The sequence below is a fragment of the Campylobacter sp. BCW_4319 genome (genome assembly GCF_001764435.1).
GTDB classification, from domain to species: domain Bacteria; phylum Campylobacterota; class Campylobacteria; order Campylobacterales; family Campylobacteraceae; genus Campylobacter_D; species Campylobacter_D jejuni.
Map to the genome: position 1 here is coordinate 34519 of NZ_MKAQ01000014.1, position 16784 is coordinate 51302.

Below are 16784 nucleotides of genomic sequence, written 5' to 3' on the forward strand. Positions count from 1 at the left end.
AATTCGTGTCTTTAATCTTAAGGATATAATGAAATAATGAAAAAAAGTATTTTTTTATCTTTTATAATAGTTTTTAATGGCTATGCCCTTAGCGATCAAGAGCTTATCGGCTCGAAAGAGGCTTATAAGCTAACGATTACCGGAGATGGGATTAATGTTGGAGTTATAGACTCGGCGATCAATGGTGAGCATCCTAGCTTAAAAGGTAAGGTTTTAGAGCAAACTTTTTCTACGGTTAATGGCAAGACTTACACGCCTGATTACTCAGTAGATACGCACGGAAGCCATGTCGCAGGCATTATAGGGGCTAAGTATATTGATGAGAATAAGCCTCACGGCGTAGCCTATAATGCTAAACTTTATGGGGTGCAAATTTTTGGCAATAATAAGGGTAGTGGAAGCTTTAATGCCCCTAATGTTTATGATTATTTTAAAGATAAAGATGTCAAAATCATCAATAATAGCTGGAATTCAACCACCTATCCTGTTGTAAGTATGACTCAAACAGGGCTTTATCTTGATGCCTATAAAAATAAGTCTTCTAACGAGCTTTTTGAGCAAATTCAGCAAAACTCTACAGCCAAGCAACTCAATCAACTCACAAAAGAAAATAAAACTCTCGTTGTCTTTGCGGCGGGTAATGAGGGTATTATAAGTCCGGGCATTATGGCTTTAAGCCCTCTTTATAATGAGGAATTGCGTTCTTTTTTAGCAGTGGGTTCTGTGGATTCTTCGCAAATTACAAAAAATCAAGATGGCAAACTAGTGGTTAATGGTAGAGGTTTGTCTGGTTTTAGTAATGGACTTTTAGGAGCGGAAAATTTTAGCTTGGTAGCACCGGGTTCTAATATTAAAAATGTTAATGCTGCTTATATGCAAAAATCTAGTTTTGGGCGTGTAGATAAAGATTTATACCGCACACAAAGTGGGACTTCAATGGCAGCGCCTATGGTTAGTGGGGCGGCGGCTTTGGTGGCACAACGCTTTCCTTTTTTAAATGGCAAACAAATCGCCGATGTGCTTTTAAGTACGGCAAATAAGGACTATATAGCTCCTAAACTCACGGTAAAAGAGACGAAATTGAAAGTTGTAGAATATCTTGGTAAAAGACCTATACTTATGGAAAAAACCTTTCATACTATTTTTTACATTGATACAGATATCCCTAAAAAAGCAGACGGCAGTGTGGATAAAGAGCAAGTTAAACGAGACCTTTCTCAAGCGGGTTATTCTAGATTTTATACTCCCATCACAGAATATCACGGAGTGGACGAAAGCAAATATGCCTCTATCCAAAAAGTCAGCAAAGAAAGTCTTTTTGGGCAGGGAATTTTAGATGTAACTAAGGCTATGAAAGGCTTGGCGACTTTGGACGCAAATCGCCTTAATAATAGTGATGTTTCAAACACTTACGCTGGGCAAAATGAGGCGTATTACACAATCGATACACAAGGATATGAGGCAATTTTTAGCAATAACATTAGCCAGAAAAAGTGGGACGGAAGCTTACATAAAAAAGACGCAATCAATTTGCCAACAAATTTAGCAAATCTTAATGTAGGATTTATCAAAGAAGGTAGCGGTAAGCTCATCTTAACGGGGAATAATAGCTATGAGGGGGTGACCATTATTAAAAAAGGTAGCTTAGCTTTAAATAATAAAAGTGAAAATGAAAAAGCTAGAATAGCAGGTAATGTGAAAGTTTTAGAGGGAGGCTTATTTAGCGGTAATGGCGAAGTGGGTAAAAACCTCGAAAATAAAGGCATTGTAAGACCGGGAAATGAAGATTTGAGTGATTTGATCATTGAGGGTAAATACACACAAGAGGGGCAAAATTCTAAATTGCAACTTGATTTTGGCAGCCATAAAAATTCCAAGCTTATCGCAAATTCTTATGAGATTAAAGGCGGAAAATTAGAATATATCCCTTTGCCGAATTTTTTTACAAGTGGGCATTATGTTAGCATTGATTTGGGAGATTTAGGAACGTGTTTAAGTAGTTTTGGAGCGGTTGAGGTAGTAAGCAATAATGCTGTGGATTTTGTAGCTGTTTTAGATAGTGATAAAACAAGCATTAATAAAGATAAAATGCCCCAACCGGCTCCACAACCCCAGCCAACTCCGCAACCAGACATTACAAACCCTCAGCCTCCAGTAACCCAGCCAAGCCCAATTACACCACCGCCAACAACTACTCCACCAACGACCACGCCACCACCTAATCATATCATCGTTAAGCCAGTTATTAAAAAAGACGCATATGAGAGTGCGAATAGCACTATGGGGCGATCCTTAAGAAGCATTCGCTCTATGCATAATTTACAAGATAGATATAAGGACTATTTTGCCTTTTTGGATAATACAGATACGAAAACTATGGAGAAAACTTTAGAAAGTTTGGAGGCTAATAGCTATATGCAAAGTGCTTCCGGACTTTATTATCAGCAGCACATTTTGGCACAAAGAAATATAATGAACGCTCTTAATCCAAGCTTTACTTCCGGGAATTTAATGGCAAGTTTAGAAAAAGATCCTTTATTAACAGCTAGTATTGAGAGTGATGTTTTTATGGATTTGGGCTTATTAGATAAAATGGATAAGCGTTATATTTGGAATCTTAGCCCTAATTATAAAAAAATTAACGGCGATAATTTTGACGGACGAAGCACGGGCTTAAATCTTACCATAGGCGGAGAGCTTAATGAAAATTCCCTATTAAGTTTTGGGTTAGATGTGAGTGATACTAGGCTTGATTTTGAAAATGCAAATTTGAAAAATAAATATTTTAATTTTTCATTTAATCACATTTTAGATTTGCAAAATTTTAAAATTCTAAGCAGTGCGAGTTTAGCAAGAGCAAGTAATGATATGACAAGAACAATTATAGGACAAAATGGCTCTTTAAGCTCAAATTATGACAATCTACTTAGCTCCTTACAATTAGGACTAGCTAAGGACTTTCAAGTTTTTAATAATTTGACTTTGACGCCTTTGGCGTATTTTAATTATAATTTTATCAAGCAAGATGCTTTTAGTGAAAATGGCAATCTTGTCTTTGCTAAATCTTACGATGCGATCAATCATCATACCACTTCTTTAGCTGGTGGATTGAATTTATCCTATCTTTTTGACCGAGAAGCGATGCAAACAAAACTTGGAAGTTTTTTTATTTATGAATATAAATTAAGTGGGAAAACGATTGAAAATAATGTGCGTTTCAAAGATTTTCCTAATCAAGATTTCGTGCAATATCATCGTCTTAACTCTAATCTTATCACTTGGGGGCTAACTTCGTATTTTATTTATCCTAATTCGTTTTTTTATGGATTTAATGTAGTTAATGAATTTGCTAGCGATCAATATAATATTAATGTTTTGGGTCAATTTGGTTTTTATTTTTAAGTCTTTTGATGTCAAAATTGATGTGTAGTTTATGTAAGGATTATCAATGAGTATTTTTAAGCTTAAGGAAAATGGGACAAATATAAAAACAGAAGTTTTAGCAGGCATTACGACCTTTTTGACGATGATTTATATTGTCCCTGTTAATTCTCACATTGTGAGTAACACAGGTATGCCTTTGGAGGCTTTGATTACAGCTACTGCTTTAATCACTATCATTGCAAGCGCACTTAACGGACTTTTTGCAAACACCCCTGTGGCGATGAGTGTGGGTATGGGAATGAACGCTTATTTCACTTTTTCAGTCTGTATAGCACAGCAAATTCCTTGGCAGAGTGCTTTGGGGGCGGTGTTTTTATCAGGCTTGATTTTTTTAATTCTTTCTTTTACAAATTTTCGTCTTTGGATCATACGCAATATCCCTAAAGATTTACGCCTTGCTATTTGTGCTGGTATAGGATGCTTTATAGCATTTTTAGGCTTAAGTCAAATGGGTGTGATAATGCATAATAAAGATACTTTAGTCAGCATAGGAAATTTCAAAAGCCCTCATGTGCTTTTTGGAATTTTCACTCTAGCTTTAATCATCTTTTTTTGGGCTATAAAACTTCGCGGAGCTTTTATTTTGGGGGTATTAGTAAGCTCTATTATTGCTTGGATTTTCCATTTAGACAATGCAAGTTTTCCTGTGCAAATCTTTTCTTGGCCAAATTTTAGCATGGAAAATGGTTTAAGAGCCATCTTTTTACAACTTGATATCAAAAGCGCCTTAAATATTACTATGATACCTATAATTCTTACTTTTTTTATCACTCAACTTTTTGATAGCATAGGAACTATCACAGGTGTGGGTGAAAGAGGAAAGATTTTTGATGATCCCAAAAATGGAGAAAAAAAACTAAGCAAAACCTTAATGGCAGATGCAACAGGATCAGCCTTAGGAGCTATGACAGGCACTTCTACAGTTACAGCCTTTGTTGAAAGCACTACAGGGGTTGAAAGTGGAGGAAGAACGGGGCTTACAGCTTTAGTTGTAGCTATTTGTTTTGCTTTTACACTTTTTTTACTGCCACTTTTTAAAGCCATTCCTGCAAACGCAATATACCCCGTACTTGTAATGGTTGGAATTTTAATGTTTATGGAAGTTAAAAATATAGATTTTAAAGATAGTGCTATAGCCGTAGCAAGCTTTTTTACTATTATCATGATGCCTTTTACTTACTCCATCACCACAGGTTTTGCTTTTGGTTTTCTTTCTTATTTACTTGTAAGAATTTTTAAACGCGAATGGGATAAAATCAACCTTGGTATTATAGTTTTAAGTTTATTATCTTTGGGTAATTTTTTACTTATGGCACTACAATAAATAAGGATATATAATGATATTTTACTCCTATGAAGAATTTAAAGAAGATGTAAAAATTCTTGCTAAAGAAATTAAAAAAGATTTTAACCCCGATGCACTTTTAGCTATAGCAAGAGGAGGGATGAGTTTAGGACACTCTTTAGCAGTGGCTTTAAAAACGCGTCAGCTTTTTGCTTTAAACTCAATTCATTACGATGATACAAAAAAACTTGATACTATTGAAATTTTTAACATTCCTGATTTAAGCAAGTACAAAAAAATTCTACTCATTGATGATATAGTAGATAGTGGAGAAAGTTTAGCAGAAATAAAAAAAGTTGTGCTTGAAAAATTTCCTCATATCGAACTTAAAATTGCGACCATTTTTTATAAAAAAACTGCTCTTTTAGAACCTGATTTTAAAGTAAAAGAAGCTACTGAATGGGTAGATTTTTACTGGGATATAAATCTTGATTAAAAATTTGCTATAATTTTACTTTTAAAATTTTTAGGAGTTTTTGCTTGAAAATAAAATTTATATCTTTTATTTTAATTTTTTTTGCTATTTTTGCTTTTGCTAAAGAACAAAATTCAGATGATTTTGAACAAGAATACCAAAACTATCAAGTAAACGATCCACTTTCAGGATATAACAAAGCTATGACAAGCTTTAATGTGGCTTTGTATGATTATGGTTTGCGTCCCGTTCTTAAGGGCTATAACGCTATCACTCCTGAATTTATAAGATTAGGGGTAAGAAATTTCTTTGATAATTTACTTGCTCCTTTGCGTTTTGTAGGCAATGTTTTGCAGTTTAAATTTGAAGAAGCGGGAGAAGAATTTAAAAGATTTACCGCCAATACCATTATGGGCTTTGGTGGACTTATGGATGTGGCATCAAAAATGAGTCTTAAAAAACATCCCGCGGACTTAGGAACCGTTTTAGCTCACTGGGGTGTAGGAAGCGGTTTTCATATTGTCTTACCTATACTCGGCCCTAGTAATCTTAGAGATACTCTTGCTTTACCTGCAACTTGGTATGCAAGTTTTACCGCTTACATTGATCCTACTTGGGCAAGTATAGCTATAAGTGCTTATGGATTTGGTAATGAACTTAGTTTTAGACTTGATGAAATTGATGAAATTTATCACAACACGCCTAATTTATATCCATTCTTGCGTGATGCTTACGAGCAAAGACGCAATGAACTTAGCAAATAAAGGAAAATAATGAAAAAAATATTTTTAATCTTGGCTTTATTTTTTAATGCTTTTGCCTTGCAGCTAGATGAAATTTCTAGTACTATGCAAAAAAACATTGATGCAAGCTTAAAACTTTTACAAGATAGCAAAGAAGACAAAAAACAAGCTGCTGATGGAATTTTTAAACTTTTTGATAGCATAATAGATTATAAACTCATGGCAAAACTCAGTCTTTCGAAAAATTATTCTAAATTAAATCCAAAAGAACAAGAAAAATTTACCACAGCCTTTGAAGCAAGTCTTAAAAAAAGTTTTACCGATAAACTCAGTCTTTATAAAGATCAAGTTTTAAAGGTCAAAAATGGTGAGTTAAAAAATGAAAAACGCTATTTTTTAACTACTTCTATGGTAGTAGATGGGGAAGAAAAAAATATCATTTTTAAATTTTACAATGATAATAATAACTGGCTTATTTATGATGTAGATGTTTTAGGTGTGAGTATAGTACAAACTTATAGATCACAATTTAGAGATATTTTAGCCAACCAAGGCTTTGATGCCCTACTTCAAAAACTTGAGAGTATTGTCATAGAATAATGTTTGCAAAGCTTTTAAAGTTTTTTATTTCTCGTCCAAAAAGTACTTTTTTTGGAACCTTGTTTATATGCCTGTTTTTAAGCTTTTTTGCTTTTAAGCTTAGCGTAGATGCAAGTGCTGAAAGTTTACTTTTAGAAGATGATACAGATTTAAAAACTTTTAGAGAAATTTCAAAACATTATAAAAGTGATAATTTTTTACTTTTAGCCTTCAAACCCTATGATGAAAAACCTTTTTCAAATGAAAATTTAGCCAAATTAAAAAAACTTCATGAAGAATTAGAAAAGGCCCCTTTAGTAGAGCGCGTTTTTAGCATCATCAATGCCCCTTTGCTTCAAAGTTCACAAAATACGGATTTAAAAGAACTGTTAAAAAATATCCCAAACATAGAAAGCCAAGATATAAACCGCACAAAAGCCCGAAACGAAATTTTAAATAGTCCCTTTTATAAAAATAATATCATCTCAAAAGATGGAAAAGTAACAGGGCTTATTATTTACTTAAAGCCTGATACAGTTTATAATGATCTTGTAGAAAAACGCGATCTTGCTACCGATGAAAAAGAAAAAGATCAAATTCGTCTTGCTATAAAAAAACATCAAGACAAGCAAAAAGTTATCACGAAACAAAGTCTAGATACTATTAAAAGCATAGTTCGAAATTATGAAAAAAATAAAGATACGCTCTACCTTGGTGGCGTAAGCATGATCGCTGATGATATGATAGCTTATATAAAATCTGATCTTGTACTTTATGGTGTTTCTCTTGTATTTTTACTAGGACTTGCACTTTATTATTTTTTCCGTTCATGGCGCTTTGTTTTTTTACCTCTTTTTATTTGTTTTATAAGCTTAAGTGCAGCTAGTGGAGTTTTTGCACTTTTAAATTTTCAAATCACGGTTATTTCATCAAATTACGTTGCTTTGGTTTTAATTATCACCTTAAGTGTAGTTGTTCATTTAATCACGCATTTTATCGAAAGCACTCAAAATCATCCCAAAGCTAAAGTTGAGCGCATAGTGCTTGAAACCTTACTAGCCAAAGCAAATCCTAGCCTTTATGCCATTGTTACAACGATGATAGGATTTTTTTCTTTAATCTTTTCAAATATCGAACCTATCATAAAACTTGGTATTATGATGAGTATGGGTATAGGTTTAGCTCTTATCTTTAGTTATTTATTTTTAGCAAGTATCTTGGTTCTTTTAAAACCAAAAAATTATCATAAAAAAGAGTTTAAATTTAATCTTTTAGCCTTTTGCGCTAAAACCGCTCTTGATCCTAAAAAACGTCGCATGATTTATGGAATTTCAGTTCTTGCTATAATCTTAGCTTTAATAGGTATTTCAAAACTCAGGGTTGAAAATTCTTTTGTCAATTATTTCAAAGATGGTAGTGAAATCAAAAAAGGACTTTTGGTTATTGATAAAAATCTAGGTGGAACCTTGCCTTTAGAAGTGATCATTCGTTTTCCAAATAATAAAAACGATCAAAATACAAGCGATACTCTTGATAGTTTTGAAAGTGAATTTGAAAATTTAGCCACACAAGAAACTTATTGGTTTGACTCTAAAAAAACACGTATTGCAAAAAAAGTTCATGAATTTTTAGAAAACAAAGAATTTGTAGGCTCGATTTTAAGTCTTAATAGTCTTTTAACCCTAGGGAAAAATATCAACGATGGAAAAGAGTTAGATGATTTTGCTCTTGCGTTTTTAAATGAGAATTTACCTGCTAAATTTAAACAAGACTTGCTTTCACCTTTTGTAAGTATAGAGAATAACGAGTTAAGATTTAGTATGCGTATTGTTGATTCTGATCCGAATTTAAGACGTAATGAATTTTTAATAGATCTTAAAAAACAGCTCAACGAGCTTGTAAAAAATGATGGAGTAGAAGTTCAAATCACAGGTATAATGGTACTTTATAATAATATGCTCCAAAGTCTTTTTTCATCGCAATTTGATACTCTTATATTTGTAATTTTAGCTATTTTTATACTTTTTATCATTGTTTTTAGAGATTTAAAATTTTCAGTTGCGGCTATATTGGTAAATGTTATTCCTTTAAGTGTGGTTTTTGCTCTTATGGGGCTTTTAGGTATTCCTTTGGATATGATGAGTATTACTATAGCTGCTATTGCTATAGGTATAGGCGTTGATGATGCTATACATTATATTTATCGTTTTAGGGAAGAAATTAAAAACAAAAGCCTAGAAGAAGCCATTATGATTTCTCACCTTAGTATAGGTTCGGCACTTTATTATACTACCATTAGCATAGTTTTAGGTTTTAGTGTTATGATGAGTAGTAATTTCATTCCAACAATTTATTTTGGAATTTTAACCGTTTTTGTAATGATTTTGCTTTTAAGTGGAAGTTTGTTCTTATTACCAAGCTTTTTAATCACTATTTATTCTAAGAAAACCAAGTTTCCAAACCAACATAAAGAGCATATATTAAAACAATAATAGCTATATATTTTAAAAAATTTTTCATTTTTATCCTTTATTTAAAATCTTTAAAATGATTTTTGCAAGCTCTAAAGCTTTAAAACGATGAGAGATATTATTCTTCTCATCCACGCTAAGCTGGGCTAAGGTTTTATCAAAACCCTTTGGAATAAAAAGGCTATCATAACCAAAACCATTTTCACCTTTTTCTGTATCTATTACTTTTCCATGCATGGTTCCATGCGTACTAAATTCCCCCATCAAACCTACCATAGCAATAGCAGCAACATAATATGCCTTACTTTGTTTAAAACCTTTTTTTATCATTTCATTGACAAGTTTATCACGGTTACTTTTATCATCGCCCTTACCGCTAAATCGAGCAGAATAAATTCCTGGATTTCCTTCTAAAACATCTACACAAATGCCACTATCATCACTTAAAGCGATAAAATCTTTTTTTTGCTTTTCATCCAAAGCATTAAAAACCGCTCTTGCTTTAATCAAGGCGTTTTCTTTAAAAGTTTTTCCATTTTCTTCAATCTCAAAAGGCATTAAAACTTCATCAAAAGCATAAATTTCAAAATCTTTTAAAATTTCTTTAAGTTCTAAAACTTTATGTTTATTGCTCGTAGCTAGGATAATCTTCATAACAAAAGCTCCAAAATAATATCAAAAACAAAAATATGATTTTATAAAATTTATCCTTGTGCGTAGCTTTTAAATACAAAATGGTAAAACGATGTTAATCAATGCTTAATCCATTTCATAGTAAAATTATCCTAATTTAAATTTCAAATTTAATAGGAAATTGATAATGCTAAATAATGTCTTACCCTTATCTTTCATAGTTGGAACAAGATTTTTTGGGCTTTTTATAGTTTTGCCAGTTTTAAGCCTTTATGCTTTAAAACTTGAAGGTGCTAATGAATTTTTAGTGGGACTTTTAGTTGGTGTTTACGCCTTAACCCAAATGATTTTACAAATGCCTTTTGGGATTTTAAGTGATAAAATTGGTCGTAAAAAAACCATGCTCATTGGACTGATTATTTTTATAATAGGCTCTTTAATCTGCTCTTTTGCAGAAAATATTTACACCATGCTTTTAGGGAGAATGCTCCAAGGTGCAGGAGCTATTGGAGCAGTAGCTACGGCAATGATAAGTGATTTTATCACAGAAGAAAATCGTGGTAAAGCCATGGCGGTAATGGGTTCTTTTATAGGACTTAGTTTTGCAGCTTCTATGGTAATTTCTCCTTTAATGAGTGCAAAATGGGGTTTATCTAGCCTTTTTGATCTTAGTGCGGCTTTGTCTCTTTTATGTATAATTTTACTTTATACCGTTGTACCTAAAGAAAATAAAATCACTCATGAAAATGAAAAAACTCCTTTTTTTCATCTTATTAAACAAAAAAATTTAGCCCTTATGAATCTTACTAATTTCATGCAAAAAATGCTTATGAGTATAGCATTTTTAAGTATTCCTATCATCCTAGTAAAACATTTAGGCTTTGCTTCTGATAAACTTTGGATTGTTTATAGCGCTTCTATGGTAGCAGGTTTTATCGCTATGGGCTTTGCTGGAAGTTTAGGCGAAAAAAGAGGTTTAGCTAAACAAATTTTACTCTTAGGAATTGTTTTTTTCATACTTTCTTATCTTTTCTTTGCTTTTAGTAATTCTATGGATTTTTTTATTACAGCAGTTGTGATTTTTTTTATAGGTTTTAATTTACACGAACCTATTATGCAAAGTTGTGCATCAAAATTTTGTAAAGTTCATGAAAAAGGCGCAGCATTAGGATTGTTTAATGCTTTTGGATATGGCGGAAGTTTTACAGGTGGTATTATCGGGGGGATATTTTTGCATCTAGATGCCTTAAATCTTTTAGCTATTATTTTAGTAATTTTAGCTCTAATTTGGCTTGTGGCATTATTTTTCTTAAAAAATCCAGCTGATTTTAAAAACCTTTATCTACCTTTAGAAACGCCTTTAAATTTCAGTACTTTTGGTGAAAATTTAGGGGTTGTAGATATTTATAAAAACTCTAAAAATCTTGTTGTTAAATTTGATAGCAAACTTACAAGTAAAGAAGAATTAGAAGGCAAATTATGAAAAAAATATTATTTTTATTCTGTTCTTTTTTTCTAGCTTTTGCAAAACCAAGTCTAGAGATACCCAAGCTCTCAAAACAAGCAAAACAAAACTTTATTTTAGAAAATGTCAAATTTAATTATAATGGCACAATATATAAAATTTTTATAGCTAAAAACAAGAATGAAAACTCAAATTATAAATATAAAATCATTTATTTACTCGATGGAAATGCCTTTTTTCCTCTTTTTTTAAATCTTTTCAACACTCCTGTCAAAGAAAATCTTTTAATTATTGGAATAGGTTATGATAATAATTTAGCTTTTGATACACAAAAACGCACTAAAGATTATACGCCTACAACAAATTTAAATAAACAAGGTGGAGGTAGTAAAGAATTTAGAAATTTCTTAACAACCCAACTCATCCCTTATATCAACAAAATGTATCCTATTGATTTTAGCCATCAAATTCTCTTTGGACATTCTTTTGGAGGACTTTTTGCCATTGATACACTTCTTTATGATAGTAAGATTTTTAGTCATTATTTTATTATTTCACCTTCTTTATGGTGGGATAATAGTGAGTTTTTACCTAATATCATAAAATTACAAACTTGCCCTAAAATTTACATCGGATTAGGTTCATTGGAAACAAATTCAAGTATTATCAAAGGTGTAGCTAAGCTCAATGCTCAAAAACTTAGCGAAAAAATATCCAAAGAAACTAATTGTAAAACTCATTTTAAACTTTTTAAAAATGAAACTCATGGAAGTGTCATATCTAAAGCTATGCTGTGGATGAAAAAGCTTCTTGATCTTAATTAATCATTGCTTTTATCATCACTTTTGCCTTGCAATCTGCACAGCAATAAAGTGTTTTGATTTTATTCTCATCATTACCAAATTTAGGTTTCATTAAATTGGCTATTTTTTCTACAGCTTTTTTGGTAGCAAATTCTTTACCACATTCTATACAGGCAAAAAGCTCATCTTTTGCCATGGTTTGATATTCAAAATAAGAAGCTCTAAACTCCATTCCACTACGAAATAATTTTAAAGTATCTTTTTCAGCACAACTTAACTCACAATACCCACAAGTCGTACAAAGAGAAGCATTAAATTTCAAAGCATTTTCTTGTTTATCAGCGATTAAAGCTCCTACATTACAGGCACCCACACAAGAAAGACAAAGCGTACAGGTGTTAGGATTGATTTCTACCTTACCATAACGCAACCATTCGCCACTTTCCATACTGCCAAAATCTTCATTTTTTATCATTTCCTGCATTCTTTTGGCAAAATTTTCTCTTGTAGTTAAGGTGTTATTATGAAAATCATATTTTAAATCTTGTATGAATTCTTGCTCTTTTAAAACATTTTGCAATTCTTTTTCATCTTTAGCAACAAAAATAGCTTTTTTTTGAAATTTTCTCTCAAAAAAAGTATTTAAAAGTACAATAGCCTCGTTGCTACCACGAGATACAAAATCCGTATAAAAAACCAAATTTGCTCCACTATTTTGCAAAAGCGTTAAAAAATGCATAGAAGAAAGCCATTTTTCACCCTCTATCATAAAGGGTAAAACATCTTTTGGTAAAGCAAGATTTAAATTTTCTAAAGACATTTTTTTAGGAATGATTAAAATTTTTTTATCTTTATAAAACTCACAAAGGGTAAAGAAACTTTCTCTTGGCATAGGAGCATAATCAAGCGATCCGCTAGGACACACGCTAATACATCCTCCACAACCCAAACAATCCACTTGAGAAAATTCCAAATGTTTGTTTTCATCATCTTTTAAAATCGCCACAGTAGGACAAATTTCAGCACATTTTGCACAATGCTCACTGCGTCTTTCGTGGTATTGACACACACTAGCATTATAGCTAATATAAGTTTTATAATGATATTTTGGACTTTTGCTTTGCAAAAACTCAAGCAATACTTCAAGATTTTCAAAATTTAAAAGATTATAACATCCACTTTGTCTTGTAAAATCTTTACGCACAACGCTTAAATCCTCAGCTTTAAAAAGTAAAAAATCAAAATCTATTTCCACTTCTTCGCCTTGATTTTTAACCACAGCACAAAGCTCCCCTACACTTCCAAAAACAGCTAAAATTTCTGCACTGCTTAAAGCAATAACCTTAAATTCATGTTCTTTTAAAAACTCTACAGTTTGAGCGTCACCATCTGCGACAATCAAACGATTTTGCACTTCTTTGCTTTGTTCTAAATCAAGCCCCAAATCATAAACGCTAGCTCTTGCTTCATAAAGCGTTAAAACATTTTTACTTTGCTCTAAAATTTCATCTTGAGAATTTTTAAGATAAAAATTAATCTCAGGGGCATAAATTTGTGCTTTTTGATTTTTATCATTGCAAATTAATGCTTCTTTATCATTTGCCTGATCTAAAATTTCAATAGCATCAGGCAAAGGGATTAAAACATCATTTTTTATATAAACAAAATCTTGCATTGTCTTCCTTAATCTCTTTAAAACATCATTTTATAAATTCTATGTTAAAATAACCAAATATTTTCTTAAGGCTTAAGATGAACAAATTTAGAACTTTTCCACAAATTAACACTCTTATTGAAGATGAGAGTTTAAAATCCTATCCTTTTTATATCAAAGCATTTTTTTGTAAAAAAGTTGTCGCAAAACTAAAAGAAAATTTTTTCCAAGATGAAATTTCTAAAGATAAACTACTTTTAGAAATCAAAAAAGAAATCAAAACTTTTTACCGCAAAGATTTACAAAGTGTGATTAATGCAAGCGGAGTGGTTATACACACAAACCTTGGTAGAAGTGTAATCCATGAAGAACTTTATGAAGCGTGTAAAGATATCATTTGTAATTATTCTAATGTAGAGTTTGATTTAGAAAATGGAAAAAGAGGCTCTCGCTATGCTTTGGTACTAGAAAAACTTAAAATGCTTTTTGAATGTGAAGATGCTTTAGTGGTCAATAACAACGCTGCGGCAGTTTTTTTAGTGCTTAATTCTCTTTGTTATGATAAAGAAGTCATAAGCTCAAGAGGAGAACTTGTAGAAATTGGCGGAAGTTTTCGTGTGCCTGAAGTGATAAAAGCTGCAGGTGTAAAGCTTTGCGAAGTTGGAACTAGTAATAAAACACACTTAAAAGACTATGAACAAGCTATCAATGAAAATACCGCTCTAATTTTAAAAACCCACAAGTCTAATTTCGCTCTTATGGGTTTTCACAGTGAAGTAAATATAAAAGATCTACATGAACTAGCAAAAGAAAAAGAGCTTTTGAGTTATTATGATCTAGGTTCTGGCTGGTGTGAAAATTTAAATGAAAAGCTGATTAAGAATGAACCTAAAATCAGAAAACTCGTGCAAGAATGTGATATTTTAAGTTTTAGCGGAGATAAACTTTTTGGCAGCGTACAAGCGGGCATTATACTTGGAAAAAAAGAACTCATAGAAAAACTTAAACAAAATCAACTTTTAAGAATGCTAAGAGTGGATAAATTAACCCTATCTTTTTTAAACGAAAGCTTAAAAGCTTATTTACAAAAAGATTATGAAAAAATTATTACCTTAAAACTTTTAAATGATGACTTATCCTTTATAGAGAAAAAAGCTTTAAGAGTGCAAAAAGAATTAAAATTTCAAACCCAGCTTAAAAAAAGCAAAAGTTTAGTAGGAGGAGGTTCTATGCCTGATAAAAGTTTAGATACTTATATACTAACTTTTCAAGGAGATGCTTTAAAACTACAAACTCGATTTAGAAAAGAAAATATCATAGGACGCATTGAAAATGATGAATTTGTTCTTGATTTTAGAACTATACGAGAAAATGAACTTCAAAAACTTATTCTTACAATCAATCAAATGGAAAACTTATGAAATCTGTTATTATAGGAACCGCAGGACATATTGATCATGGAAAAACTTCACTCATTAAAGCTTTAAATGGTTTTGAAGGCGATAGTTTAAAAGAAGAACAAGAAAGACAAATCACCATTAATTTAAGTTTTTCAAATCTTAAATTAAAAGATAAAAACATTTCTTTTATCGATGTTCCAGGACATAAAGATTTGGTTAAAACTATGGTAAGTGGAGCTTTTGGCTTTAGTGTTTGTTTATTTGTCGTAGATATTAACGAAGGTTTAAAAGAACAAAGTTTAGAACATTTAGAAATTTTAAAAATTCTTGATATTAAAAATATCATTTTAGTGCTTAGCAAATGTGATCTTTGTGAAAATATAGAGCAAAAAAGTGTAGAAATTTTAGAAGAGTTAAAAAATTTAGATTATCCCATTTTAAAAGTATTTCACACCAGTATAAAAAATAATCAAGGCATAGAAGAATTAAAAAATTATCTTTATACCATAGAAAACAAAGAAAACGATGAAGAACTGATTTTTCATTATTATATCGATAGAGTTTTTTCTCTAAAAGGCATAGGAACTGTCGTTACAGGCAGTCTTAATGAAGGAAGCATCACTTTAAATGAAAAAATCATCTGTTTAGACACTCAAAAAGAACTCATTGTTAAAAATATACAAAACCACGATACTAATTTAGAGCAAATCAAAGCTTGTAACCGTGTGGCTTTAAGTTTAAATTGTGATTATAAAGAGTTGAAAAAAGGTTATTTGCTAAGTAAAAAAGGTTGTTTTAAAGCCTTTAAAGAATGCGATGCTTTAGTTAAAGCAAAAAATTTACAAAATAGCAAAATGATTTTTTGTGTAGGTTCAAGACAAATAGAATGCAAAATAAATATATTAAAAAAACTAGAAAATGATGAATTTTTTGTGCATTTTAGTTTTGATAAAAATGTATTTTTAAGTTTTGATGAGGCTTTTATTTTATTACAAAATAATCGTGTTATAGGCGGTGGTAAGGTTTTAAATCCTTTAAGCGAACCTTTAAAAAAAGAACAAAAAAATAAATTTTTAATGTTTTTGAAAAATAAAGATTTTAAAGCAGCTTTTTCTTTCTTAAAAGACGCACATAAATACGGCTTTGGTTTGCTTTCAAGCTATCAGAGATTTAAACTCTCTCATCAAAAAGCATTGAAATTAGCGAAAGAATTAAATCAAGTATTTGTCGATGAAAAAAATCTTAATGTATATCATTTACAAAGTCTAGAAGAAATTAAAAATTTCATCAAATTCATACTTGAAAAAAATCCTTATGCCATGCTTTCAGCACATTCTTTAGCTTTAAGGATTACTTGGGCAAGTGAAAATTTTTGCGAACTCGGACTTAAAGAAATGTCAAATTTATTGGATTTTCAAAATGGAATTTATTTTAAAAAAGGCATAGATTTTGAAAAACTTCAAGAAAAAAATAATAACCAAATGTATGAAATTTTAAAAAAACAAGGTATTAAACCCGAAGCTCCTTATAATCTTTATGATTTTTTAGAACTTGATAGAAAAAGCGGAGATAATATACTCAAAAAACTTACCCAAAAAGGCTTGGTTGTAAGACTTTCACACAATCTTTTTATAGAAAAACAAGCTCTTGAAAAACTTATGCAAGAATGTTTAAATTTATTAAAAAATCAAAGTCTTGATGTGCAAAGTATGAAAGAATATTTCAATCTTTCAAGAAAATATGCTATTGCTTATTTAGAATACTTAGACAAATTTCCTCAAGTAAGCAAAGAAGCTGAAAAAAGATTTTTAACAAATATTTAGAAAATCATT

12 protein-coding genes are annotated in these 16784 nt (G+C 31.0%); 10 read left to right on the plus strand and 2 right to left on the minus strand.

What is annotated here, in order from left to right:
- The first annotated feature begins 36 nt into the window (after positions 1-36).
- The 6 genes from AJN56_RS04960 to AJN56_RS04985 are packed head-to-tail and all read left to right on the plus strand — an operon-like array spanning position 37 to position 9018.
- Entirely contained in the window at positions 37-3402 is a 3366-nt protein-coding gene (locus tag AJN56_RS04960) for a S8 family serine peptidase (protein ID WP_011812791.1), read from the plus strand.
- 46 nt (positions 3403-3448) lie between these two features.
- Positions 3449-4768: an NCS2 family permease gene (locus tag AJN56_RS04965; RefSeq protein WP_002869333.1), complete on the plus strand. Its 1320-nt coding sequence runs from the start codon at positions 3449-3451 to the stop codon at positions 4766-4768.
- Positions 4769-4781: 13 nt separating this feature from the next.
- Positions 4782-5225, plus strand: coding sequence for a phosphoribosyltransferase (locus tag AJN56_RS04970; protein WP_002869334.1), 444 nt, complete (start codon positions 4782-4784; stop codon positions 5223-5225).
- A gap of 44 nt (positions 5226-5269) precedes the next feature.
- The gene (locus tag AJN56_RS04975) at positions 5270-5968 is read left to right on the plus strand and encodes a VacJ family lipoprotein (RefSeq protein ID WP_002869335.1); all 699 of its coding nucleotides are present in this window, start codon (positions 5270-5272) and stop codon (positions 5966-5968) included.
- A gap of 9 nt (positions 5969-5977) precedes the next feature.
- Positions 5978-6547 carry an ABC transporter substrate-binding protein gene (locus AJN56_RS04980; protein ID WP_002869336.1) on the plus strand — a complete coding sequence of 190 codons (570 nt, stop codon included), beginning with the start codon at positions 5978-5980 and terminating at the stop codon, positions 6545-6547.
- A complete protein-coding gene (locus AJN56_RS04985) occupies positions 6547-9018 on the plus strand; it encodes an efflux RND transporter permease subunit (protein WP_009882916.1) in 2472 nt (823 codons plus the stop codon). Before AJN56_RS04980 ends, AJN56_RS04985 begins: the two co-directional genes overlap by 1 nt.
- Positions 9019-9048: 30 nt before the next feature.
- Here the strand turns inward: AJN56_RS04985 and rdgB are convergent, their stop codons facing one another.
- On the minus strand, positions 9049-9651 hold the full coding sequence (gene rdgB, locus AJN56_RS04990) for an RdgB/HAM1 family non-canonical purine NTP pyrophosphatase (protein ID WP_002853680.1): 603 nt from the start codon (positions 9649-9651) through the stop codon (positions 9049-9051).
- Between the two features lie 166 nt (positions 9652-9817).
- On the opposite strand from rdgB, the gene AJN56_RS04995 reads away from it, so the two are divergent.
- Complete coding sequence (locus AJN56_RS04995) at positions 9818-11113, plus strand: MFS transporter (protein WP_070246318.1); 1296 nt, start codon at positions 9818-9820, stop codon at positions 11111-11113.
- Entirely contained in the window at positions 11110-11919 is an 810-nt protein-coding gene (locus tag AJN56_RS05000) for an alpha/beta hydrolase (protein ID WP_002854148.1), read from the plus strand. The genes AJN56_RS04995 and AJN56_RS05000 overlap by 4 nt, the downstream gene beginning before the upstream one ends.
- Here the strand turns inward: AJN56_RS05000 and AJN56_RS05005 are convergent.
- Entirely contained in the window at positions 11912-13573 is a 1662-nt protein-coding gene (locus tag AJN56_RS05005; RefSeq protein ID WP_002911026.1) for a 4Fe-4S dicluster domain-containing protein, read from the minus strand. The genes AJN56_RS05000 and AJN56_RS05005 overlap by 8 nt on opposite strands.
- Positions 13574-13650: 77 nt before the next feature.
- On the opposite strand from AJN56_RS05005, the gene selA reads away from it, so the two are divergent.
- Positions 13651-14973 carry an L-seryl-tRNA(Sec) selenium transferase gene (gene selA, locus AJN56_RS05010; RefSeq protein WP_002858009.1) on the plus strand — a complete coding sequence of 441 codons (1323 nt, stop codon included), beginning with the start codon at positions 13651-13653 and terminating at the stop codon, positions 14971-14973.
- Positions 14970-16775 carry a selenocysteine-specific translation elongation factor gene (gene selB / locus AJN56_RS05015; protein ID WP_002869377.1) on the plus strand — a complete coding sequence of 602 codons (1806 nt, stop codon included), beginning with the start codon at positions 14970-14972 and terminating at the stop codon, positions 16773-16775. The genes selA and selB overlap by 4 nt, the downstream gene beginning before the upstream one ends.
- Positions 16776-16784: the final 9 nt, after the last annotated feature.

Excerpts from the sequence above, each read along its gene's own strand:
- AJN56_RS04960 (WP_011812791.1), top strand. The coding sequence starts at position 37 with ATGAAAAAAAGTATTTTTTTATCTTTTATAATAGTTTTTAATGGCTAT.
- AJN56_RS04965 (WP_002869333.1), top strand. The coding sequence starts at position 3,449 with ATGAGTATTTTTAAGCTTAAGGAAAATGGGACAAATATAAAAACAGAA.
- AJN56_RS04970 (WP_002869334.1), top strand. The coding sequence starts at position 4,782 with ATGATATTTTACTCCTATGAAGAATTTAAAGAAGATGTAAAAATTCTT.
- AJN56_RS04980 (WP_002869336.1), top strand. The coding sequence starts at position 5,978 with ATGAAAAAAATATTTTTAATCTTGGCTTTATTTTTTAATGCTTTTGCC.
- AJN56_RS04985 (WP_009882916.1), top strand. The coding sequence starts at position 6,547 with ATGTTTGCAAAGCTTTTAAAGTTTTTTATTTCTCGTCCAAAAAGTACT.
- rdgB (WP_002853680.1), bottom strand. The coding sequence starts at position 9,651 with ATGAAGATTATCCTAGCTACGAGCAATAAACATAAAGTTTTAGAACTT.
- AJN56_RS04995 (WP_070246318.1), top strand. The coding sequence starts at position 9,818 with ATGCTAAATAATGTCTTACCCTTATCTTTCATAGTTGGAACAAGATTT.
- AJN56_RS05000 (WP_002854148.1), top strand. The coding sequence starts at position 11,110 with ATGAAAAAAATATTATTTTTATTCTGTTCTTTTTTTCTAGCTTTTGCA.
- AJN56_RS05005 (WP_002911026.1), bottom strand. The coding sequence starts at position 13,573 with ATGCAAGATTTTGTTTATATAAAAAATGATGTTTTAATCCCTTTGCCT.
- selA (WP_002858009.1), top strand. The coding sequence starts at position 13,651 with ATGAACAAATTTAGAACTTTTCCACAAATTAACACTCTTATTGAAGAT.
- selB (WP_002869377.1), top strand. The coding sequence starts at position 14,970 with ATGAAATCTGTTATTATAGGAACCGCAGGACATATTGATCATGGAAAA.